Raw genomic sequence first — 23,863 nt, forward strand, 5'->3', positions numbered from 1 at the left:
TTTTTAGAAATCCATATATAACGACTCACAAGTAAAGAAAAAGGCTCGCTACTATGCCCTAAACATTGTTATCATAAAATTGTTTCTATATTGTTAATATATGCAATTTAACATTTCTTATTGTTATTGAAGCTATATTAACCATTACCCCCTTTTAGATTTTCCCAATGATATAAAAAAGTTATTCAAAAAATTTAACTATCAAGTCTTAAAACACAAAATTTCGGCAACCTCCTACTTAATACTGTCCTTTTTAAGACCGTTAAGTAAGCCAAATAGTGTTTTTCATAGTCGTTTAAGTTATGAATTAACCGTAAATACTTTAATACTAGTTATATATCTAGATGTTTAACTAAGTGATAATCTTAAAAACTTTGCCCCAATACTCAAATCCCATTTTCGTAAGGCTTACGTATCACCACATCATCGATTGCTCACAGCAAATAGCATCAGTAGTCTGTATAGACAGTCTGCTTTGAGGTCACGTTTATCCAAGGACAATCCCCTCATGAGTGCCTCCAAAAAAGTTGGCTTTTTTAACCAAGTCAGTACCCAAGTGACGACCATTCTATTTATGGCTTTTGTGGTCGTACTAGCCGTTGTTGTGTATGTTGTTGATAAAGAAGGTCATGAAAAAATTCGCCTTGAATCGGCAAAACTGGTCGCTGAGCGTGGTAATACCGCGGTCAATAGTATCTCAGCCGATATCAATCGCGTGATGCGCAGTGCCCTGTTATTGCAGCAAAGCGCGCAGACTTTGCCGCCACAAGAAGCGATTTTGCAAGCCAGTACCGCCAATGCTTTTGATAAGCGCGATTATAACTTATTAGGTAGTGGCGGCATTTGGCCAGAAAAAGGCGCACTGGGCGCCAATACCGCCACCCATCCATTTTTGATGGTGCGTCAAAACGGCGATTATCAAGCGGTACTCAGCGACCCAAACCCTGCCAATCCTTATTATCAAGAAGACTGGTTTAGCGTTTTGAAATTGCTCAAACCTGAAAGCTGTATTTGGAACCATGTCCGCGCCAGCCAAACCAAAGGCGAGCTGGCGATGAGTTGCGGTGTCGCCATCGAGCGTGACAACCAGTTCTGGGGTGCCAGTACCGTCAACTTTACCCTCAACCAGCTGCAAGAAAACATCGTTAAGCTCAGCGAAAGCTCAGGCTCAGGTTATATTTTACTGCTCGATAACAGTGACAAAGTTATCGCTTCATCTAATCCTGAGCGCTTAAGCTATATCGACGAAGCCACCGGCACACCGCTCGATATCAAGCAAGTTATCAACGCTGACCCTGCTTGGAATCCGGTACTAAACTTCTTGGAGATGCAGCGTAAAGAGACTATCGAGCGCGTTGCCGCTAGCGTATCGCCGCAAGTCCAGCAGGTATTGACCACGCTTGATAAAGCCGAAACCGGTACGTCAAAAGGCTATTATCTCGTCAACTACGCCGCTTATCTAAACAACGGTGAAAATAAGCAAAACGCGATGGATAGCCGCTTATTGCAGAGCTTTGAGTTGGAAAAAGACAGCTACTATAACGGCAGCCAAGCGTACGTATTTGAGATTCCTGAGACTTATTGGAAACTTATCGTCGTCCAGCCTGACGCTGAAATTAACGCCATCGCTGACAACTTAAGTAAAAATCTGATCAACTGGATTGCCCTCGCGCTACTTATCACCGCGGGTTTGATTTACTTTATGCTCACTTATTTAGCGTTTAAACCATTAAAAGAAACCACCGATAAAATCTCGCAAGCGGAAAACCTGATTAACGATAAGCAATACAATAAGCTAAGCGAGGTTAAATTCGCCGAAGGTCGCAACGAGATTGGGCTGGTAAACGGCTCTATTAATGACCTCCTAGACCGTATCCAATCTAACGAAGGTAAGCTTGCCAATATCAACCAGCAGCTAGAGATTAAAGTTGAAGAGCGTACCGCTGAGCTACAAGAGACGCTAAAAGAGCTGAAAAACTCTCAGCTGCAATTGATTCGTTCAGAAAAAATGGCAACGTTAGGTCAAATGGTCGCAGGTGTTGCTCATGAGGTTAATACGCCATTGTCTTATGTGCAAAACAACCTAGAAATTATCGGTCAGTTGACTGAGCAATACGAAGAGCTGATTGAGTTGGTACAAGGGTTAAAAGCCGTTAAAACTGACGCCGCTACTGATGGCAAAATTGACAAACTATTGGCTGATATCGTCCGTGCGTCGGATGAAATCCAAGAAGATGATTTGTCCACTGAGCTTAAAGAGCTGATTAAAGACTCTCTCTTTGGCGTCGAGCAAATCACCGAGATGGTACTAAACTTACGTAACTTTGCCCGTCTTGATGAGTCAAAAGTGAAAACCATCGATGTGCGCGAATGTATCGAAGCGTCATTGAAAATCGCTGGCAACTCTATCAGACATCAAGAAATTGTCACTGATTTTGCGCCGAACCCTGAGATTAAATGCTCGCCGTCACAGATTAACCAAGTCTTGGTGAACTTGCTTAATAACGCCGCGCAAGCCATGGGCGAAAAACCGGATGGCAAAATCGAAGTGCGCACGCGTTCTGATGAGCGCAATGTCTATATCGATGTCAGCGACAATGGTAAAGGCATGAGCGCCGAGGTGCTTAACCAAATCTTTGAACCGTTCTTTACCACCAAAGGCGCGGGCAAAGGAACCGGTCTTGGGATGGCCATCAGTCAGCAGATTATGGAGCAGCATAATGGCGACATTAAAGCGGTCTCAACCGAAGGCGTTGGCACCACCTTTACCTTAACGCTACCGATTTATAATGATTTAACCGAACAAAGCCTAGCAGCGTAAGCGCTAGGTTCTGTTGTTCGTTTTGTTGTGAGCTCAATTGCTATTTTAATGATTATATAAAGCTATAGCACTATTATTCATCATAAGGATATCATCATGAATGAATTTGACCATGAAATGGAAACCTCTGGCGCTGAGCTAGGGTCTGAAGCGAAACCGAAGTTGGCGTTTATCGACGATGAGCAACGTATTTTACGTTCGATGAAACTGCTGTTTCGTAAAACGCATGACGTGTTTATCACCACCGACCCGACTGAGTATATCGACTATATCAAAAATAACCATGTACACGTGGCGGTCAGCGACCAACGTATGCCTGAGCGCGTGGGTGTCGATATCTTGCGTGAAGTCAAAGAAGTGTCGCCATCTACCATGCGGATTTTATTGACCGGTTATGCTGATTTGAACGCCATTATTGGCTCTATTAACGATGGTGAGATTTATCGTTATTTGACCAAACCTTGTAAATCTGAGGAGCTACTTGCGGTCGTCGGTCGCGCCACCGAAATCGCGTTGACTTATAATCCAGATGAGGACGCGGAGCAATTCGACAGTTCTGGTAAAAAGCAGACACTGTTGGTCATCGATGAAACCGACGAGCTAATTGAACAAATAAGCAAGCAGTTCTCGCATAGCTATAGAGTCCTGCACGCTGAAGGCTTGGAAGAAGCTTACGATTATTTGGCCAATGAAGATATCGGCGTGTGTATTACCGACATCAATGTCAGCGGCGAAAACATCGCGCCGATTATCTTCACCTTAAAACAAGATGCGCCGCACTTGGTGGTCTTGGTACAGACGGAATTTCAGGATGCGGGCTTGCTCATTGATTTGATTAATAAAGGTCAGGTTTATCGCTGCTTACCTAAGCCCATGCGTGCCAGCCTACTTGAGATTAGCGTCAACCGTGCTCTCCAGCATCATGCAAAACTCAAAGCCAGCCCTGAGTTGGTTAAGCGTTATGAAGTGGAGCACGACCCTGAAAACGATGTACGTATTGATTTAAGCAGTCGCGTACGTAGTCTGATTGGCAAATTGCGCAAGCGTTTTTCTTTATAAAACGAAAAACGATATAAGCACAAGAACTCCTGTCGCATAAAATAAAACCTCTATTTCAATTGAAGTAGAGGTTTTTTACTGCACGCTTTTCGATAAGGTTTTTGACGCGTTTTTTGACTAAGCCCGGCAACGTGCTACATTAAGCCAATAACTCTATCAGCCTATTTAAAATGCAAGACCATTTAAAACGTCATCTATTTAAAATATCATCTATTTAAAATAACAATGAGATAAGGAAACATCATGCAAGCGGTTTTTTTAGACAAGGGTACTTTTTCTGACAATGTCGACTTACCAGCACCTGCTGGCGTGACTGACTACATTACTTACGACGATACACCTCAAGAGCTGATTATTGAGCGCTGTCAAGATGCCGATATTATCTTTGCCAATAAAGTCCAAATCAATGCTGACGTCATTGCCAATCTGTCCAAACTTAAGCTTATCCAACTGACCGCCACAGGTATGAATAACGTCGATCAAAATGCCTGTGCTAAGCACAATGTTGCGCTATATAACGTCGCTGGTTACGCGGTCAAAAGCGTGCCCGAGCATACCTTTATGCTGATGCTAACGGCCATGCGCGCAGGCATTCATTATCATGAAAAAGTTGCGGACGGTACGTGGCAAGATGATGGTAATTTCTGCTTGCTCGATATTCCGCTGATAGATTTGGAAGAGAAGACGCTTGGTATTATTGGTGTTGGCACTATTGGTAAACGCGTCACCGACATCGCCCGCGCTTTTGGCATGACAGTATTGTGGGCGGAGCATCAAGGGCGTACGCCGCGTAATGAGGATTATACGGCGTTCGATGAGGTACTGGCGCAGTCTGATGTACTGAGCTTACATTGCCCATTAAATGAGCAAACCAAGCACTTAATTAATAAAGACACCTTAGCGAAAATGGCTAAACAGCCACTGATTGTCAATGTCGCTCGTGGCGGTATTGTCGATAGCCAAGCGCTGACCGATGCCATTAATAACGAGCAAATTATTGGTTATGCCACCGATGTATTTGAGCAAGAGCCGATTGTCAAAGACGACCCTTTATTAACCCTTGCTAAGCATCCGCGGGTGATATTTAGTCCGCATAACGCCTGGGGCAGTAAAAGCGCGCAAGAAACCTTGTGGCAAATCTTAAGCAAACAAGTCTCAGAATTTATCGATAAGCATGAGAAGACAACCACTAATAACACTTAACGACTAAAATTTAACCAATCGTCCTTTATTTTGCGGTATTTAAGCATCACGCGGTCACTCAGATAATTATTGGTGACCCGCCAAGGATAAATATCGCCTTGTTTCGGTAATTGGTGTTGCGCGCGCTGCACATAGCCTGCCGATAGCGCGCCCATGACCGTATCTGGCTGCGCATGCGCCTCGCTATGCGCAGTTTTTGCTTGTGACACTGCCACCTGATAACCGTGCTTATGCATATGGTTGAGAAGCCGCAGCACATACTGACAAGCCAAATCGATTTTGAGCGTCCACGACGCATTGGTATAACCAAATAGCGCCACCATATTTGGCACGCCTTCAACCATCACCGCCTTATACGTCATGCGTTTGCCAATATCAATTGCCTGTCCATCGATATATAGTTTCGCGCCGCCAAGCATTTGCAGCTTTAGCCCCGTTGCGGTCACAACAATATCAGCGTCAAGGTGTTTGCCAGAGTCAAGCATGATGCCAGTTTTGGTAAAGTGGCTGATTTGATCAGTCACGACGGCAGCGCGCTTGCCATGTAATGCCTTAAACAAATCGCTGTCTGGCACAGCACAAAGTCGCTCATCCCACGGATTATAAGTAGGCATAAAATGCGCAATATCAACTCCGCTGCCCTTTAACTCGGTTTTAACGCCACGTTTTAATAAGGCTTTTATCACCTTCGGCGCAAAAACCGCTGCTCGATACGTCCCTTGTTGCATCAACACATTACGCGCGCGCAGTAGCTTATAAGCTTGCGTTTTTGATAACGGCGAAAATTTACCTGCCAGCCAATCAAGCGCATAATCATCGCCCGGTACATTTGCTACATAGGTCGGCGAGCGTTGTAGCATAGTAACGTGCTGCGCGCATTGCTCGCCCGCTTCATCGACCATGGCAGGCAATAGCGTCATCGCCGTCGCCCCACTACCAATTATGACGACTTTTTTATCGTCATAATTGACGTTTTGCCAATGCTGCGGATGAATGATTTCACCTTGGAAATCTGCTTCGTTTTCAAAAATAGGACGATAACCTTGCTCATAATCATAGTAGCCTGTAGCACCGACGACAAACTTTGCCGTTAAGGCAAATACCTCGCCACTTACATGGTTTTTTACCGTTGCCGTCCACTGTTGGTTATGGCTTGACCAAGACAGTTGCTGCACCTCATGCTGATAGCGGATATGTTCAGTGATACCAAAATCGCGCGCCGTATCAGCAATATAGTTTTTAATATCGCCGCCTTTTGCCAATACTCGATGGTTCAACCACGGACGAAAGCTATAGCCAAAGGTCAAAGCATCAGAGTCGGAACGAATACCAGGATACGTAAACAAATCCCACGTACCGCCCAAATCCGCGCGTTTTTCTAATACCATAAAGCGCTGGCTAGTTTTTTGCCGCTTTCTTGTTGCTCGCTGTTTTAAGCGACTCGAGCTTTTTTGCCCAAACAGCGCTTTATGCTTTTGCTGCTGCAATCGACATGCCATACCGATACCGGCAATACCAGCGCCGATGATAAGTACTTCACAATCGACGGGGATATTTGAGGCGGATGACCACGCTTTAGGTTTAAAGCGCTGCTTAAGTGCCTGTTTGGCGGCTGTTACATCAAGCATAATACGATCCTTGTTTTTGCATGATTGATTTAAAAATAGCTTATTAGAAAGGAGTTACTAAAAAGGGCATGGACTTTCCCAATCCATCCACGCACCAAGGGTCGGATGTTTAAGGCGCAATTGCTGAGCATGTAAATTAAGCCTCGGCGCAATCGTTAAGGCGTTACCTTCGGCATAAATTGGGTCGCCAATCATCACATGACCGACGTGCACCATATGCACGCGCAGCTGATGACTACGACCGGTCACGGGCTTTAACAGCACGCGAGTAACGGCTTGACCGTTGCATTCTTCATGCGCCAACACCTCATACAGTGTCAATGCATGCTTTGACCAATTATGGTCAACGATATGCCGTGGTTTGGTCGTAGGCTCATAGCGTACCGGCACTGATATCTCGCCTTTGGCACCGACGTTTTGCCACCGACCAAAGACGCGCGCTTGATAGCTTTTTTGCGGCAACCGGTCGATGAATTGCTTACTAATGTGACTTTGCGCGGCGGCATTTTTGGCAAAAATTAGTAGCCCTGAAGTATCCATATCTAGACGATGGATCAACTTTACCGCCGGATTGGCGCGCTCGAGTCGTGCCAACAAACTCACCTTAAGGCTTTTACCATCGACGCTTAACAGTCCGGCGGGCTTATCAACAACCCAAATGTCATCGTCTTCATAGACGGTAATGTCTTGGGCAAATTTTTGGAAAAACGCAAGAGGATAGGCATTTTCTTGAGCGTTTAAGGCGTTTATTGCTTCATCGGTAAAAGGCATAAAAATGGGCTACTTATATCAAAAGGTTGGTGGTCTAAAAATAGATTATTCTAATAAGGCAATAAATGATATTAGGGTTTAGAAATATTAACGGCGCTACACGGTAAACATGCTAGATGTAGAATAATGCCCGCAAGAGATTAGGGTGACAGATAAAACATAACCTGTGTCATTATGTGTCGATTTATTGTGCTAATAGTAATAGTTAAACATTTTAACCCGCCTGCATCTGTCAACTTTGAGCAAACATGTTAATATAATGGCAGATTTTCACCACCTCCCAACCATTCTTTAACCACTCATCGCTCGAATATGACAGCCGTATTGTATGATGACTGGTGATAGAAATAATAAAACAAGAGAGATAAATTATGTCAGACCTTATTGTTAATACCACTGATGCAAACTTCGACCAAGACGTTCTACAATCTGATATGCCAGTGCTAGTAGACTTTTGGGCAACTTGGTGTGGTCCTTGTAAAGCCATTGCACCTATTTTAGAAGATTTGGCGAGCGAGTACCAAGGTAAAGTCAAAATCGTTAAAGTCGACGTCGATAACAACCCGCAAGCAGCGAGCCGTTTTGGTATCCGCAACATCCCAACGCTATTTGTCTTTAAAGATGGCGAAAAAGTCGATTCAGTCATGGGCTTACAGCCAAAAGCTGAACTTGCTAAAGTATTAGATAAACATCTATAAGTACGGTTAATACACGCCCTCTAATAATCGCTAAAGGTGTTTGTTAAAAATAGCGATTTTAAAGAATGCGCTATGCTATTTATAAAGTACGTATTGAAAAAGCCATTATCTTTTTGAGCTAATGGCTTTTTTGCTGCTTTTCTGAGCAAAAAGCTGGATATTATAGCTTTTTTAGCAAAAATTATTGACAACGCTGTCTTGAACGCCGTATAGTCTGCTGACAAGAGAAAACTAATCATTTTCCTAAGTGTCTTGTCGCTATTCTCCTCGTGTTTATCAACAAAAACACAATCGTCATTATAAAACACCACTACTGAACGCAATGACTAAACACAATTACTGATATTGAGTTTTTGACGCAGACTCTTATGTAGACTTCTTTATCTTCACTTTTTATAAACCTGCCCGACTGTCTTGCAAGGCGTTTATAAGCTGGCACGTAAAACAAATCCTACATAAGCCCCAAGCCCTGTGTATATACCCTCTATCGCCTTACACCCTTTGTTTAATCCTTGTCGTGATTTGTGCTGATAATGGCATCTCTCATCTGATCAACTGCTAATGACCTATCTATGAATCTTACTGAACTAAAGAAAAAATCAATCGCTGAGCTATTGGCCATCGCCAAAGAAATGGGCCTTGATAATATGGCGCGTAGCCGTAAACAAGACATTATCTTTGCTATCTTAAAAACCCATGCCCGTAACGGCGAAGCCATCTACGGCGACGGTGTGCTTGAGGTACTTCCTGATGGTTTTGGCTTTTTACGCTCATCAGAGGGCTCTTATTTAGCAGGCCCTGACGACATTTATGTCAGTCCGAGCCAAATTCGCCGTTTTAGTCTCAAGACGGGCGATAGTATCGCGGGCACCATTCGTCCGCCAAAGGATTCTGAGCGTTATTTTGCGCTACTAAAAGTTGGTGAAATCAACTTTGATACCCCAGATCGCTCGCGTCATAAGCTGATTTTTGAGAACTTAACGCCATTATTTCCAACTGAGCAATTAAAGCTAGAGCTTGGTAATGGTACGACTGAAGATTTGACTGGTCGTATCATCGACCTGATTGCCCCGATTGGTAAAGGACAGCGCTCGATTATCGTTGCACCGCCAAAAGCCGGTAAAACCATGCTCTTGCAATCTATTGCTCAGTCTATCACCCGCAATAATCCTGAATGCTACCTTATCGTCTTGCTCATTGATGAGCGTCCAGAAGAAGTAACCGAGATGGAACGCACCGTGCGCGGTGAAGTCGTTGCCTCAACCTTTGATGAGCCACCGCAGCGCCATGTCCAAGTCGCCGAAATGGTCATCGAAAAAGCTAAACGTCTGGTCGAGCATAAGCAAGACGTGGTCATTTTGCTTGACTCTATCACCCGTCTTGCCCGTGCTTACAACACTGTTATTCCATCATCGGGTAAAGTATTGACCGGTGGTTTGGATGCTAACGCGTTAGAACGTCCAAAACGCTTTTTTGGCGCGGCGCGTAACGTCGAAGAAGGCGGCAGCTTAACCATCATTGCCAGTGCCTTGATTGATACAGGTAGTAAAATGGACAGTGTTATCTTTGAAGAGTTTAAAGGTACGGGTAACCAAGAAATTACCCTTGAGCGTGACTTAGCCGAAAAACGCGTCTTCCCTGCGATTAATATCAAAAAATCCGGTACCCGCCGCGAAGAGCGCCTACTTGATGAAGATAAACTACGTAAAGTTTGGATATTGCGTAAACTGTTACAACCGATGGATGGCGTGCAAGCGACTGAGTTTTTGCTTGATCGTTTAAAAGAAGCCAAAACCAATGATGAATTCTTTGAGCAAATGAAACGTAAGTCACAAAATTAGATCGTTAGCTAGATTACTAGATTAAAAAAGACCACTTTATGTGGTCTTTTTGGTTTTGCAATTACGCAATTGCAAAAAACAGTTAGCGGACTATCATTATAAATACAATAACTATAAGCAAAACCCCTACCAATGATACAGCGAAGTAACATAATTTACCGTATATTTGCAAAGCTTAGCGTTTCTACTACGGCTTGATAGAGACAAACAAGCTATTATTAAAAGTAGTACAGACATATTTAGATACATCCTGTATATTGGATTTCAAATTTGACAACTTAATAGGTGATACCATGAAATTTGCTAAAACTTTTGCACTAACTGCGATTGCAAGCTCAGCTTTGATGATGGGCGGTTGTGCTAACAATGGTTATGGTTACAACAGTGGCTTAAGCAACACTGCTAAAGGCGCAACTGCTGGTGCAGCGGCTGGCGCACTTCTTAAAAGTGGCGGCAACAGTAAAGACATCGCTCGCGGTGCAATCGGCGGCGCAGCAATCGGCGGCGCAGGTGCTTATATCCTTGACCAAACTCGTTAATCACTATTCGTTAGCTATGATTAAATCATTATCTTAATTAAGATGATAGATTACATGAGTATTGAAAAAAGATAGCTGACTATTAAAAAGTTAGCAAGAAAAAAGCCTGCAATGGATTTGCAGGCTTTTTTACGTTTATAGGGTAAGCAATACCCAAATATTTTTATAACACAAAACGAACTCTATAACGCGCCGCTAAAAGTATCGCACGCTTGCACATTACCGCTCTCTAAACCACGGGTAAACCACTGCACGCGCTGTTGACTGGTGCCATGAGTGAAATTATCTGGTACCACAGCGCCGCCGCCGGCACGCGCTAAACGGTCATCACCAATTTGACTGGCCGCATTGATGGCTTCATCAATATCGCCCGCTTCCAAGAACTGTACGCGCTCTTGATTGCGCTGCGCCCAGACGCCTGCAAAACAATCGGCTTGTAATTCTTGCATGACGGATAACTTGTTAGCCTGCGCGCGTGTTACTTGACGACTGGCTTCATTGACTTGCTGAGTAATACCAAGCAAAGTCTGCACGTGGTGACCGACCTCATGAGAGATGACATAGGCTTGCGCAAAGTCTCCCGCTTTACCTTGATTTTCACTATCGCCTGAACCTTGTTCATCGCCAGTAATACCTAAACTTTGCCGCATTTCTACAAAAAACGACGTATCCAAATATACCGTCTGATCGCCGGGGCAATAAAAAGGCCCGGTGGCGGCGCTGGCACTGCCGCAAGCTGAGCTGACCTGTCCATTAAATAAAATCAATGACGGCTCTTTATAAGTGCTCCCTGCCTCGTTAAATATCTGATGCCAAACTTCCTCTGTATCCGCTAATACGACTTTTACAAAGCGGGTATCACGGTCATCACTAGTGGCAGGTTGGGTAGACGTATTGCCGCCACCCGTAATCACTTGCCCCGTTTGCAAGGCGGTCATCGGATTGACTCCAAACACCAGCCATAAAATACCAGCAATGATAATACCGCCGATACCGCCACCAATCATTTTGCCGCCGCCACTGGTGGTGCGCACATTCGAGCTGCCACGTCTGTCTTGCCACTTCATAATGTTTCTCCTAAAAATCCAATAGCATGCCTATCACTATCGTAGTAAACCCTATTATTTGATTATTAACGTTATAAGATATATGACTCATTCCGTTGATTTTATATTCTAGCTTTCAACCATAATCGCTTCTATATTTTTGCTTTATTTTAATGTCAATTTTATTGATGGATAGCCTATCGATAATCTCAAAATACGCTTAAAATCCTAAAGAAAATCCTTTTATCAAAAAAGTGCTAAAACGTCCTGATGTCATTGATTATACGTCGATTAATTTGGCTTGTTGTATTAAAAAGTATATTAAATGAGCAAGTTAAAAGTCGGTTTACAATTTTATTGTTACTTAATTGTACAACCTCTTTCCATGCAGAAAGAAATCATATAGAATGCGTGAAAGCTGAGTAGCTGTAATTAATACTAGTTGAATTCTGGGACATCTCGGATATTCAACCTTTTTTGCTGCTACTGATCATTTCATTTTTCCGGAGAAACCCTATGAAACTTAAATTACTTGCTCTAGCTGGTATCATGACTGCAACTATGGGCCTTACTGCCTGTGATAGCAACAAAGAAAACGCTGCTGAAGATTTATCTGACGCGCAAGAAGAAGTGCAAGACGCTTCTGAAGAACTAAACGAAGCTGCTGCTGAAGGCGAAGCGGTACCTGCAGAAGCTGAAGCTGCTGTAGCTGATGCTGAAGCTGACATCGCTGATGCACAAGCTACTACTGCTACTGACGAAGTTGATGCTGAAGTACCTGTAGATGGTACTACTACTAGCGTTGACGTAGCTAGCGAAACTCCAGCTGTTGACGCTGCTGATGAAGTTGTTGTTGAAGAACCAGCTCAGTAATTTTTATTTTTCATGATAAAAGTACTGCAGTAAAAAAGAGAGCCTATGCTCTCTTTTTTTATGTCTACTATTCATGTTTTATAAAAAGTAGTTTGATATAAAAGCGCCCCATAAAAAAATGATGGTTATCACAGTAATATATTCAATAGACTGTGATAACCATCATTTTTACTTACTACAAAGATTATTATTGGTCAAATAAACGCTCATCCACTTGCTGGCGAAATTTCTGTCCAGTTTTAAAGGTGACGACGCGGCGTGCTGACACGGCAACGGGCTCCCCTGTTTTTGGATTGCGCCCAGGACGGCTATTTTTATCTTTAAGCTCAAAGTTGCCAAAGCCTGACAGCTTGACCTCTTTGCCATCAATCAAACTCTCTGACAACTCGTCAAAAAAATTCTCCACCAAACAGCGGCCTTCTTGGCGTGTCAGGTTAAGATGACTCATCAAATGCTCAATCATGTCAGATTTGGTTAAGGTGCTCACAGTACGACTCCTATGCTATGTCGTGATGTCGAATATCATGGTTTAGCGGTATGAGAATTAATGTTAGTTATTATAAAGGTTTTTTGTCCTCTTTTTCATAAAGTCTGCATGAAAATCCTTTATTAATAACCACTTAACTTTTTTATGAATGAAAATTTATCTAAGATAAACATTTTTATAAATAGCAAAACGCCATAGCCTCATTTATGCAGAGGCTATAGAGCGTTTTAGATGGTTATATCTTGGTTTTAGCTATCACGCAACTGAGCGGCGTGCTGTTCAGTTAGCGCTTGCACGACTTTATCTGTCGCCGTTTTTACTGCGTCATCAGATAAGGTCTGTGCTTTGTCTTGCCATATTAAAGCGAATGCTAAAGAGCGCTGACCGGTCGGTACTTTGTCGCCTTGATAGACGTCAAATAACCATAAATCTGTCAGCAATTCACCAGCTGCAGCACGAATCGTCGCCTGCAAGGTCTGTAAGCTGATGTCACTATCGACTAAGATGGCGATATCGCGGCGTACGTGTGGGAACTTGCTTGGCGTGGTGATAGCGTGCTGTTCACGTACCAAGGTTAATAATGGCGCCAGTGACAATTGCGCGACCCACGTCGCTGGCAAGTCTAGCTGTTTAGCGGTATTAGGATGGAGTTGACCCAACCAACCGACGTATACCTCATCAATATAAAGCTTGGCACTTTGACCCGGATGCAAGAAGGCAAGCGCACTACGCTCGTAGCGGATACGCGCACTGTCGATTTGCGCAGGTAATAACTGCTCAATATCATGCTTAAGATCATAAAAATCTAGCGCACGGTTTTGATACGCTTGCTCATCCCAAACATCGCCAACTGCGACTAACGCAATACTTGGCGTTTGTACCAGCTCGCTAATACTTTGACCGACAAAGCTTAAACCCGTTTCAAAGAAACGCACGCGCGGCTGCTGACGATTGAGGTTATATTGCACACAAGGCAATAAGCTTGATAGCAAAGTACGGCGCATCACTGCCAAGTCGCTAGAGATAGGATTGGCCAGTGCCAACACTTCGCCCAGCGCTTTATCATCAAGCAAGGCTTCTATTTTTGCATCACTAAAGCTAAAGCTAATGGCTTCCATATAGCCATTATCGACTAGCGCGAGCTTCATCTCGTGCGTCAAGTCCGCGGTGTCGTCATAATCCATACTGACTTGCAAATGCGGCAAGACGCTTGGAATATTATCATAACCGTAAATACGGGCAATCTCTTCAATCAAGTCCTCGCGGATACTCATATCAAAACGATACGATGGCGGCGTGCAAATCAGCTTATCTGCTTGCTGCTCTACCTCAAAGCCTAATTGAGTCAAAATACGCACCATCACGGCAGGCTCAATCTCAATACCAATGACCTCACGGACTTTGTTAATTGGCAAAGTAATCGGCGTACGTGTTGGCAAGTGCACGATATTTTCTACTTTTACTATTTGCCCAGCTTGAGAGCTCGTGACACTGGTAATCAAATCAACTGCACGCGCTAGTGCTAACGCTGGCAATTCAAAATCGACACCACGCTCAAAGCGTTGTGAGGCATCGGTATGCAAACCAAAACGGCGGGCGCGTGCAGCGATCGCTAATGGGTTAAAAAAGGCACTTTCTAGGATAATATTGGTGGTGTTATCAGTGACACTGCTGCGCTGACCGCCCATGATACCAGCAAGTGCCAATGCACCTTTATCATCGGCAATGACCAACTCATCACCCGTTAGAGTAATAGTTTGCTCATTTAATAAAGTAATGGTCTCAGCAGGCTGCGCCAAACGTACTACGATATCGCCTTCAATGGTATCAGCATCAAACGCATGTAGCGGTTGACCGAGTTCCATCAATACATAGTTAGTCACGTCAACCAAAAAGTTATGCGAGCGCAGTCCTGACTGTACGAGCGCATCAGTCATCCACTTTGGCGTATCGATGCTACGATCAATGTTGCTGATTGATTGGAGTAAATAGCGTGGGCACGCTTCAACCGCGCTTACTGTTACTGCTGGCGTAGTATTTCCAGCACCGTTAGCGTCAGTTGGCACGTTAGAAGGAATCTCAGGCTGCTGCATCGGCAAGTCATTAATCACTGATATCTCGCGCGCGATACCGCGTACACTAAAACAATCACCGCGATTTGGGGTGATAGAGATATCTAGTATTTGATTGTCTAAACCTAAATATTCACGAATATCCATACCAATCGGTGCATCAGCTGGCAATTCGAGCAGACCATCGATGCTATCGGTTAAATCAATTTCAGAGGCACCGCAAAGCATACCGTTAGAATCGACACCGCGTAGGTTGCCATTTTTAATTTTGAAACCTTTACTGTCATCACTTGGCAACACGGCGCCAACGGTCGCAACCGGCGCTTTCATACCAACTGTCACATTGGGCGCGCCGCAAACGATTTGTAACGGCTCAACGGCACCAATATTGACCTGCGTGACGCGCAGTTTATCGGCATCGGGATGCTGCTCGACGCTAATCACTTCACCTACTACCACACCGCTAAAAGCACGAGCAACTGCAAAGCGATCGTCAATCTCAAGCCCTGCCATTGTAAGCTGTTCGGCCAATTGCTCACTGCTATTGTTGGGGTTTACCCATTGACGTAGCCACTGTTCGCTAATTTTCATAAATATCTCGGATCTGAATTTTATAATAAAGATTTTAGAATAAAGGGTGACATATTAATAACGACCATCTAGCCAAACTGTTTTAAGAAGCGTACGTCGTTTTGGAAAAATAGGCGCAAATCGTCGATACCATAATACAGCATGGCAAAGCGCTCAATACCCATGCCAAAAGCAAAGCCGGTATATTTTTCGCTATCAATACCGCAATTGGTCAGCACCTGTGGGTGTACCATGCCGCAGCCCATGACTTCAAGCCATTTACCATTATCATCGAGGATATCGACTTCAGCAGAAGGCTCGGTAAATGGGAAAAACGACGGACGGAAACGCACGGTTAGCTCTTTGGCAAAAAACGCTTCTAAGAATTCACTAATCAAGCCTTTTAGCTCGGCAAAGGTGCTCGATTCTGTCACCATAAGCCCTTCCAACTGATGAAACATCGGCGAGTGGGTTTGGTCTGAATCATTACGATACACGCGACCTGGACAAATAATACGAATCGGCGGCTCATTCTTTTCCATGGTGCGAATCTGCACCGGACTGGTATGGGTACGCAGTAAATAATGCGCATCAAAATAAAAGGTATCGTGCATCGCCCGTGCTGGATGATGCGACGGGATATTTAGCGCTTCAAAATTATAGTAATCGCTCTCAACTTCAGGGCCAGTGGCGACATTAAAACCCGCTTGGATAAAATACTGCTGCATACGCTGGGTAATCATGGTGACAGGATGTAGATGACCTTTTTGACCACCGCGCGCAGGCAAGGTGATATCAATGCTCTCGCTGGCAAGCTTGGCATTTAATGCCGACACTTCTAGCTCTTGCTGCTGCGCCGTCAATGCATCTTGAATGCGGCTACGCACTTGATGTAACCAACCTCCGTAAGTTTTTTTGTCATCGCTACCAAGCTTACCCATCTGCTTTGACCAGCCGGTTAATGGGCTTTTTTTACCGGTCAGTTGCACACGTAAATCTTGTAGCGCGCGCACATCGGTTACTTGTAAAACTAACGCTTCAGCAGCACTGGCAAACTCATTTAACTGGGCTTCGCTTAACTCGCTGAGCTCGGTGGACAAGGTCGGTAGCGCCGACAAATCGGTGGTAGCAGCAGGGGTAGTCATAAGACGCATTCTTCCTGATTTAAACGGACTATTAATAATAGTGATTTATAATTGTAGGGATTTGACCAAATATTGCAAACCATTTACCCACTCATTTTCAACCAAAGGCGTGTGATATAAATGGCTTGAATATTTAGACAATAAAAAGTGCAACTTTACTAAAAACGTTTTACATTTTTGCGGTGTAAAACTGGCTGTAAAATAATTTAATATAAAAAAAGCCACCGACCAGCGGTAGCTTTTATTAATATCGTACTATTAATCAATATTATTGCTATCCATTTAAGCAAACACTCAAAAAAGCGGAATACTTAAAGGATAGTTAATATTTAGGCTAATTCCGCTTTTGCTTTTTCAACTAAGGCGGTGAAAGTCGCTGCATCATGCATAGCGATGTCAGCAAGTACGCGACGATCGATAGCAATGTTTGCTTTTTTCAAGCCGTTGATAAGGCGGCTATAGCTTAAGCCGTTTAAGCGTGCACCAGCATTGATACGTGCAATCCAAAGACGACGGAAAGTACGTTTTTTGTTGCGACGGTCACGATATGCATATTGACCAGCTTTGGTCACAGCTTGTACTGCTACGCGATAAACACGTGAACGAGCACCGTAGTAGCCTTTTGCGCGCTTTAAGATTTTTTTGTGACGGCGATTTGCCTGTACACCACGTTTTACACGGGCCATAAATTACTCCAAGATTTTTTAATCATTATTAAACGAATCACGATGTCATCAAATAATTGACTAATAGACATCGTTATCAAATTGCAAAGTCAAATATCTTTAATTGATTAAAGCTAAATGACGATAGGCTATTAGATGTATGGGCACATACGACGAACTGCTGCTTCGTCAGACTTGTCCACCATCTTTAGACCGCGCAACTGGCGAATACGCTTAGCTGATTTCTTGGTCAAGATATGGCTTTTGAATGCTTGTTTACGCTTAAAGCCGTTCGCTGTTTTTTTGAAGCGTTTAGCGGCGCCGCTTCTCGTTTTCATCTTAACTTTCATGATGATTTGCCTCTTTGTCTTTGATAGAACCTGGTCGTCAAATAGTAAAAACGAATAGTCGCTTTAAAAACAAGCACTAAACGGCTATTTGCCTCGAGGTGGGAGGCGCTATTTTAGCAGATAGTACGCTGTTTTGCCAAGGAAAGTTTTAATCGCTACTTTATAGGGTGCGTTAGTTGATATGAAATACACTACGCGCAAAAACGTGCTGCTGTTATAATTGCGCTTTATTTCCTGCGTTAACATATTGAATGTCAGCGGTAGCTGTGTTTAAGTAGGGTTTGAGTGCTATCTTTATTACTTTATACTTTTTACCACTTTCTCATTTCTTTTATAAGACGACTGATAGATTATGACTTTACCTGCTTGGCTTGCTGCCGTAAATTTTAATACTGATGGTTTGATTCCTGCGATTGCCCAAGATTATGTGTCCGGACGTATTTTGATGATGGCGTGGATGAACACCGAATCGCTGCAATTAACTGCCGAAACGCAGACAGCGGTGTATTTTTCGCGCTCGCGTGGCAAGTTATGGCATAAGGGCGAATCGTCTGGGCATACCCAGCGCGTGCATGATATTCGTTTGGACTGCGACGCTGATGTGATTGTACTGAGCGTCACGCAAGCGGGCGGTATTGCATGTCATACTGGCCGCGAGTCTTGTTTTTATCAGCGTTTGGATTTGTCAGGGCAAATACCTGAATGGCAAACCGTCGATAAAGTATTAAAAGACCCAGCAGAAATTTATCAGACAAACGCCGCAGCAAAAGCCACGCCTAAAATTAATGAAGCGGCGGCGGAAAATATAGACCATTCTAACACCCATCAAAATAACAGCCTTGCTACCACTCATTCTATTTTGCAGCAGCTTGATAAGGTATTGGCCGAGCGCAAACGAGCGGACGCTGACAGCTCTTATGTGGCAAGTCTATATGCCAAGGGTCTCAATAAAATATTAGAAAAAGTAGGCGAAGAAAGTACCGAGAGCATTATCGCGGCTAAAGACTTAGCCAATTGCGATGAAAATGTGGATAAAACCCAGTATGACGAAGCGCGTCACGAGCTGATCTATGAGGTCGCTGATGTTTGGTTCCATAGCTTAGTTGGGCTGGCATGGTTTGATATAGAATCAGAAGCGGTATTAAATGAGCTAGGCCGACGTTTTGGTCTGTCAGGTATTGATGAAAAAGCCGCGCGCTAGCGTTTTTTAAGCTTAGCCGTTACCCTGTTTGATTATTGTTGCTTTCACCTTTTTGTCACAAGTGCAGGTTATAATATAATGACGTGTTACTTCGCATAAGCTGTCGATAGCTTTTGTGTACGACAGCAATATTCTATACACTCAAAGTATTTATATAAAGACTAAAAACCAAGACAGAAGGATAGCATCATGGGTAGTTTTTCCATTACGCATTGGCTAATTTTATTGGTGGTGGTGGTGGTCGTATTTGGCACCTCCAAGCTAAGAAATGCCGGTAAAGATTTGGGCGGCGCGGTCAAAGGTTTTAAAGAAGCCGTTAAAGATGAAAATACCGAACATGCCAAAAAGCAAGTCGTGCTCGATCATGATGGCAATGCGCACACTGAAGAGCGCACAACCACTAAGGTTGATGACAAGCATAATGTATAGCATTTAATAATGGCATTGGGACATTATGTTTGATATTGGATTTTCTGAATTACTGCTTTTTGGCGTCATCGCCTTAATTGTTTTGGGGCCAGAAAAACTGCCCCAAGCGGCGCGTACGGCTGGGCAGTGGTATGCCAAAATTCGCCGCACGGTGTCTACGTTGCAGTCTGAAATCGAAGCTGAGCTTGACTTGGCAGAGACGCGGCAGCAAATGCAAAAAGAGCTGGCTAAAATTCGTGAAACTGAAGCTGAAATGCGCCGTGAGATGGCAGAGATGCGCGGCAGTCTGCAAGAATTTGAATCCTCGCAAAACCAGCATCTTAAAGCTGCGCATCGAGTTAATACTGCGAAAGTGGATAGCGCTAGTAATAAAATCGACCATGAAAAAGACGATCATTCATCAGTAACGCCAAAAGAATTTGACTACGCTTACGACCGCTATGACTCCGATAAAAAATTAACAGCGCCTGAACCATTAGAATTACAGAACTCAAATAATGATGCTAATCTGAAAACTGATGTTAACGACAATACCCATCAAATAATCCAAACTGCCATTACCAAACCCTGGGAAAACATGTGGTTTCGTTTGGGCGCTTATGACAAAGCAAGGCGTCTGCCGCAGCCGCCCTACCTGCCCAATTATAAAGCCGATACGTTATTAAATAACCATTTAAATAAACCATCGATTAACAAATCATCAATTCAGCAGGCTTCCGCCAAGCAGCAGGAGAATGATTAGTGGGTTTATTTAAGCGTAAAAAAAGCCGTCAAGAAAAAGTAACGGCTACAGACATCGATGCTATTACAGATGCCGCTGCGCATGATGACTCTGGTGATATCTTAAGCTCAATGGCTGATATGCCGATTACTGAGCATTTGATTGAATTGCGTCGGCATCTGATTAAAATATGCGTCGCGGTACTGGTGATATTTTTGGCGTTGGTCGGATTTTCACGTGAGCTCTATGATTTTTTATCCGACCCATTGGTTGCTCAGTTGCCCGCCAACTCGACGATGATAGCAACCGATATCACCTCTAACTTTATGGCGCCAATACGTCTGAGTATCTTTGTGGCGGCATTTTTGGCAATGCCCTATATCTTGTATCAAATTTGGTCGTTTGTCGCGCCTGGTTTGTATAAAAAAGAGAAGAAAGTCGCTATTCCTGTACTGATGTCTTCGATATTTTTATTTTATGCGGGCGTAGCGTTTGCTTATTTTATTGTTTTAAAGGGCGTGCTTAAGTTCTTTATCATGTTTGCGCCGCAAAACGTCTTACCGATGACAGATATCGACAGTTATTTAAGCTTTGCGCTCAAGCTGTTTATGGTGTTTGGGCTTACCTTTGAGATTCCAGTGGTGACTTTACTATTGATATTGGCGGGTGTCGTCTCCATTCAGAGTCTAGAAGATAAACGTCGCTATATTATCGTCGGCTGTTTTGGCGTTGCAGCGGTCGTTACACCGCCCGACGGGGTGTCGATGTTAATGCTTGCCATCCCAATGTGGTTATTGTTTGAGCTGGGATTGTTTTTGGCGAAAGTTTTAATCAAAGAAGAACGTAAACTGACTTTGACAGACGATATAGAGTTGAAGAAAGAATAACTTTACTTATCAGGCACTTATTCAAAAAGCAGCCAACACGCTAATCTGTTAATATAACTTTCTTATTTAAATCGCTTTCTTATTTAAGTCGCTCAGTACTACCCTCAGTGTTAATGAGTGTCTCAATATCACCGTTATTATCAGCCGTCAGCCATTGTTTATGCAGTGGCTTTTTTTACCGTCGCTAATCTTGACCCCATTCTAGTTTTTTAGGTAGCTTTATTATGTCCGCATCGATGCCAGCTTATATGAGCGATCCCACTGATGAGCAGCTGAACGCGCTAAACATGGCGATGGATCACAAGTCATTTAAAGTGGTCGCTTATGCGGGTGCAGGGAAAACCACGACGCTCAAATTAATTGGTGAGCGTCTGCGCGGTCGCGGCTTGTATTTAGCCTTTAACAAAGCCATTGCCAACGATGCGCGGCAAAAATTCCCCGGTCATGTCGATTGTCGGACGTTTCACTCATTAGCCTACCGTCACGTACCACGTGATATTACCGCTAAATTGTCGTTACCGAGATTTTCACCCAAGCGTTTGGGTGATGATTTGGGCTTACAACCGGTACAAGTACGCCGGCAAATGGATGGGGTGAATAAATATATTACCCTCACGCCAGCGCGCTTGTCGCGGTTTGTCAGTGATGCAGTGAGTAATTTTTGTAGTACCCACGCCAGCTATCCTGCCCCAAGGCATCTTGAATTTCCAAGCTGGCTTGCTGAGTCAGATAGCGAGCAGTTACGCGAAATGCTCTACCCTGCTGTTGAGCAGCGCTGGTTACAGTCGATTGATGCGCGCCATCCGGCTGGTATCGGCCATGATATTTATCTTAAATTGTGGGCACTATCGAAACCGAGTATTCCTGCGGACTTTATCTTATTTGATGAAGCTCAAGATGCCGATCCGTTGATGATGGGGATTTTGACCCAGCAGCCACGGCAGGTGATTTATGTCGGTGACGCCCATCAGCAGATTTATGAGTGGCGCGGCGCGGTCAATGCGATGAAAAAACTGCCGTTGCCGCAAACCTTATTGACCCAATCGTTTCGTTTTGGCGAACCAATTGCCGAGATTGCCAATACCTTGCTCAAAGCTTTACAAGAAGACGTACCATTAAAAGGCAATCCAAATAAGCAATCGTCTACCGAAAAAGGCATGGTACATAGTAAAAAAGATGCCATTCTTTGCCGTACCAATGCTGCGGCGATGTCGCAGTTATTAACTGGTTTAAAACTTGGGCATAGAGTGGCGTTACAAGCCGATACTGATCGTATGCTTAAATTTTGTCAGGCAGCCGAAAACTTAAAAAATGGTAAATCGGCGTATGGCGTGCCCGAACTGGCGTATTTTTATAATTGGGGTGACGTTCAAGAATACTCTGAAACCAATGAAGGCAGTGACCTTAAAACCTTGGTGAAGTTGGTCGATGACCATGGTACCAATGTGTTGACGCAGGCAGTTAACAGCCTAACCCGTATCGAAAATGCTGATTATGTCATCTCAACCGCGCATAAAGCCAAAGGGCTTGAGTGGGGCAAAGTGCAGCTCGATGATGATTTTTATTATGACGTAACCACCAATGCGGTCAAGATTAGCCCAGAAGAGCTGCGTCTGCTCTACGTTGCGTGTACGCGCGCGCAAAGCAATTTAGATATTCATAATATTAAAGACTTGGTATCAGGACTGCAGACGGGTAAAAAGGTGATTTTTGGTAATACTTAATCTGCCCGTCTATCTCTCCCCTCATCGCCTTTGCCGACCTCTTTTTATAACATTGACTCTCCTATCATGAATCATAATCAGCAACTTCAAGCACGCCAAAACACCATACAGCAATTATTTGCCAATTCTGTTCGTCTTCTTGCGCCCATGGAAGGCTTAACTGATCCCTTGATGCGCCAAATCCTAACCCAAATTGCGTCAGACTTGGGTCGTCCTTATGATTGGTCGGTCAGTGAGTTTATTCGCGTCACCCAAACTGTCTTACCAGCACACGTTTTTTATAAATACGTACCAGAGTTGCATCATGATGCCAAAACTGCATCCGGTACACCGATTCATATTCAGTTGCTCGGTAGTGACGCGCAATTGATGGCAGAAAATGCCGCTTATGCTGCCGAGCTTGGTGCGCCTGCGATTGATATCAATTTTGGTTGTCCGGCTAAAACGGTTAACAGCCATCGTGGTGGCTCAGTGCTACTTGATGAGCCTGAGGTGATGTATGAGATTATCAGTGCCGTACGCCGAGCTGTACCCGCGCACCTTCCCGTATCCGCAAAGATTCGCCTGGGCTATACGGATACGAGTCGCATGGACGATATCAAAGCGGCGATTGCTGCGAGCGGCGCTGATTGGTTAACCATTCATGCGCGTACCAAAACCCAAGGTTATAAGCCGCCCGCTTACTGGGACAAAATCCAAAATTTTAATATGCTTGCTATACCAGTGATTGCCAATGGTGAAATTTGGAATAGTGAACACGCACAAAACTGTATGGCACAGTCAGGAACCCAGCATCTGATGCTTGGTCGCGGCGCTGTCACCCGTCCGGATTTGATTGCCGAGATTGATGCCGATAATAACGACACAAAAACACTGACAGCCTTAGCATGGCAAGATTTAATTACCCATCAGATTAAGTTTTTAGAGGGTGCGGCGAAAAACGATGTGGTGTTGGTCGGGCGTTATAAGCAGTGGCTTGGTATGTTGACCAAAGGTTACTCTGAGGCGCAAACCTTGTGGGAACGTATTAAAAGAGAAAAAAATAAAGCGGTGATTATCGCGGCGCTGCAAAATAGCACATGCGAATAAACAGCGCCTTATGATCGATATTGTAAAGGTGTTAAAAATAAAAA

21 protein-coding genes are annotated in these 23,863 nt (G+C 44.0%); 13 read left to right on the plus strand and 8 right to left on the minus strand.

Translation table 11 applies throughout. The annotated features are described in order from the left end of the window. The first annotated feature begins 508 nt into the window (after nucleotides 1–508). From RAH45_RS12345 to RAH45_RS12355, 3 genes are all read left to right on the plus strand, one after another. Nucleotides 509–2,821: a sensor histidine kinase gene (locus RAH45_RS12345; RefSeq protein WP_306495320.1), complete on the plus strand. Its 2,313-nt coding sequence runs from the start codon at nucleotides 509–511 to the stop codon at nucleotides 2,819–2,821. A 96-nt stretch (nucleotides 2,822–2,917) separates the two neighbouring features. Beyond that, nucleotides 2,918–3,880, plus strand: a complete 963-nt coding sequence (locus tag RAH45_RS12350; protein ID WP_306495321.1) for a response regulator — start codon at nucleotides 2,918–2,920, stop codon at nucleotides 3,878–3,880. A gap of 243 nt (nucleotides 3,881–4,123) precedes the next feature. Beyond that, nucleotides 4,124–5,083, plus strand: a complete 960-nt coding sequence (locus RAH45_RS12355; protein WP_068403697.1) for a D-2-hydroxyacid dehydrogenase — start codon at nucleotides 4,124–4,126, stop codon at nucleotides 5,081–5,083. Here RAH45_RS12355 and RAH45_RS12360 read toward each other — a convergent pair. Then, nucleotides 5,080–6,711: a flavin-containing monooxygenase gene (locus RAH45_RS12360; protein WP_306495322.1), complete on the minus strand. Its 1,632-nt coding sequence runs from the start codon at nucleotides 6,709–6,711 to the stop codon at nucleotides 5,080–5,082. The two genes, RAH45_RS12355 and RAH45_RS12360, sit on opposite strands and share 4 nt — an antisense overlap. A gap of 57 nt (nucleotides 6,712–6,768) precedes the next feature. After that, complete coding sequence (locus tag RAH45_RS12365) at nucleotides 6,769–7,482, minus strand: RluA family pseudouridine synthase (RefSeq protein WP_306495323.1); 714 nt, start codon at nucleotides 7,480–7,482, stop codon at nucleotides 6,769–6,771. A gap of 371 nt (nucleotides 7,483–7,853) precedes the next feature. Between RAH45_RS12365 and trxA the strand changes: the two genes are divergently transcribed. From trxA to RAH45_RS12380, 3 genes are all read left to right on the plus strand, one after another. Next, the gene (gene trxA / locus RAH45_RS12370) at nucleotides 7,854–8,180 is read left to right on the plus strand and encodes a thioredoxin (RefSeq protein WP_068403703.1); all 327 of its coding nucleotides are present in this window, start codon (nucleotides 7,854–7,856) and stop codon (nucleotides 8,178–8,180) included. 572 nt (nucleotides 8,181–8,752) lie between these two features. Then, nucleotides 8,753–10,021: a transcription termination factor Rho gene (rho, locus tag RAH45_RS12375; RefSeq protein ID WP_068403707.1), complete on the plus strand. Its 1,269-nt coding sequence runs from the start codon at nucleotides 8,753–8,755 to the stop codon at nucleotides 10,019–10,021. 293 nt (nucleotides 10,022–10,314) lie between these two features. Further along, the gene (locus tag RAH45_RS12380) at nucleotides 10,315–10,560 is read left to right on the plus strand and encodes a YMGG-like glycine zipper-containing protein (protein WP_068403710.1); all 246 of its coding nucleotides are present in this window, start codon (nucleotides 10,315–10,317) and stop codon (nucleotides 10,558–10,560) included. A 182-nt stretch (nucleotides 10,561–10,742) separates the two neighbouring features. On the opposite strand, the gene RAH45_RS12385 is transcribed toward RAH45_RS12380, so the two are convergent. Next, a complete protein-coding gene (locus tag RAH45_RS12385; protein WP_144297669.1) occupies nucleotides 10,743–11,627 on the minus strand; it encodes a KPN_02809 family neutral zinc metallopeptidase in 885 nt (294 codons plus the stop codon). A gap of 495 nt (nucleotides 11,628–12,122) precedes the next feature. Between RAH45_RS12385 and RAH45_RS12390 the strand changes: the two genes are divergently transcribed. Further along, on the plus strand, nucleotides 12,123–12,479 hold the full coding sequence (locus RAH45_RS12390; RefSeq protein WP_198328953.1) for a hypothetical protein: 357 nt from the start codon (nucleotides 12,123–12,125) through the stop codon (nucleotides 12,477–12,479). Nucleotides 12,480–12,666: 187 nt separating this feature from the next. Here the strand turns inward: RAH45_RS12390 and RAH45_RS12395 are convergent, their stop codons facing one another. The 5 genes from RAH45_RS12395 to rpmI all read right to left on the minus strand — a co-directional run bounded on the left by RAH45_RS12395 (nucleotide 12,667) and on the right by rpmI (nucleotide 17,768). After that, entirely contained in the window at nucleotides 12,667–12,966 is a 300-nt protein-coding gene (locus tag RAH45_RS12395; RefSeq protein WP_011281249.1) for an integration host factor subunit alpha, read from the minus strand. Nucleotides 12,967–13,214: 248 nt separating this feature from the next. Beyond that, nucleotides 13,215–15,629 (minus strand): phenylalanine--tRNA ligase subunit beta, encoded by a 2,415-nt coding sequence (gene pheT / locus RAH45_RS12400; protein WP_306495324.1) that lies wholly within the window; start codon nucleotides 15,627–15,629, stop codon nucleotides 13,215–13,217. Nucleotides 15,630–15,697: 68 nt separating this feature from the next. Next, nucleotides 15,698–16,753 (minus strand): phenylalanine--tRNA ligase subunit alpha, encoded by a 1,056-nt coding sequence (pheS, locus tag RAH45_RS12405; RefSeq protein WP_201592051.1) that lies wholly within the window; start codon nucleotides 16,751–16,753, stop codon nucleotides 15,698–15,700. Between the two features lie 329 nt (nucleotides 16,754–17,082). After that, nucleotides 17,083–17,439, minus strand: coding sequence for a 50S ribosomal protein L20 (gene rplT / locus RAH45_RS12410; protein WP_058369591.1), 357 nt, complete (start codon nucleotides 17,437–17,439; stop codon nucleotides 17,083–17,085). Nucleotides 17,440–17,570: 131 nt separating this feature from the next. Further along, the gene (gene rpmI / locus RAH45_RS12415; protein WP_011281253.1) at nucleotides 17,571–17,768 is read right to left on the minus strand and encodes a 50S ribosomal protein L35; all 198 of its coding nucleotides are present in this window, start codon (nucleotides 17,766–17,768) and stop codon (nucleotides 17,571–17,573) included. Between the two features lie 352 nt (nucleotides 17,769–18,120). Here rpmI and hisIE point away from each other — a divergent pair, with 352 nt between their 5' ends. From hisIE to RAH45_RS12445, 6 genes are all read left to right on the plus strand, one after another. Continuing rightward, nucleotides 18,121–18,969 carry a bifunctional phosphoribosyl-AMP cyclohydrolase/phosphoribosyl-ATP diphosphatase HisIE gene (hisIE, locus tag RAH45_RS12420; RefSeq protein ID WP_286796784.1) on the plus strand — a complete coding sequence of 283 codons (849 nt, stop codon included), beginning with the start codon at nucleotides 18,121–18,123 and terminating at the stop codon, nucleotides 18,967–18,969. Between the two features lie 189 nt (nucleotides 18,970–19,158). After that, nucleotides 19,159–19,398 carry a Sec-independent protein translocase subunit TatA gene (gene tatA / locus RAH45_RS12425; protein WP_296191325.1) on the plus strand — a complete coding sequence of 80 codons (240 nt, stop codon included), beginning with the start codon at nucleotides 19,159–19,161 and terminating at the stop codon, nucleotides 19,396–19,398. A gap of 25 nt (nucleotides 19,399–19,423) precedes the next feature. Next, the gene (gene tatB, locus RAH45_RS12430; protein ID WP_306495325.1) at nucleotides 19,424–20,140 is read left to right on the plus strand and encodes a Sec-independent protein translocase protein TatB; all 717 of its coding nucleotides are present in this window, start codon (nucleotides 19,424–19,426) and stop codon (nucleotides 20,138–20,140) included. Further along, complete coding sequence (gene tatC / locus RAH45_RS12435; protein ID WP_306495326.1) at nucleotides 20,140–21,006, plus strand: twin-arginine translocase subunit TatC; 867 nt, start codon at nucleotides 20,140–20,142, stop codon at nucleotides 21,004–21,006. Before tatB ends, tatC begins: the two co-directional genes overlap by 1 nt. A 224-nt stretch (nucleotides 21,007–21,230) precedes the next feature. Beyond that, complete coding sequence (locus RAH45_RS12440; protein ID WP_191690735.1) at nucleotides 21,231–22,730, plus strand: UvrD-helicase domain-containing protein; 1,500 nt, start codon at nucleotides 21,231–21,233, stop codon at nucleotides 22,728–22,730. Between the two features lie 66 nt (nucleotides 22,731–22,796). Next, the gene (locus RAH45_RS12445; RefSeq protein ID WP_306495327.1) at nucleotides 22,797–23,819 is read left to right on the plus strand and encodes a tRNA dihydrouridine synthase; all 1,023 of its coding nucleotides are present in this window, start codon (nucleotides 22,797–22,799) and stop codon (nucleotides 23,817–23,819) included. The last annotated feature ends 44 nt before the right edge of the window (nucleotides 23,820–23,863 follow it).

The organism is Psychrobacter sp. van23A (assembly GCF_030845275.1).
GTDB classification, from domain to species: domain Bacteria; phylum Pseudomonadota; class Gammaproteobacteria; order Pseudomonadales; family Moraxellaceae; genus Psychrobacter; species Psychrobacter faecalis.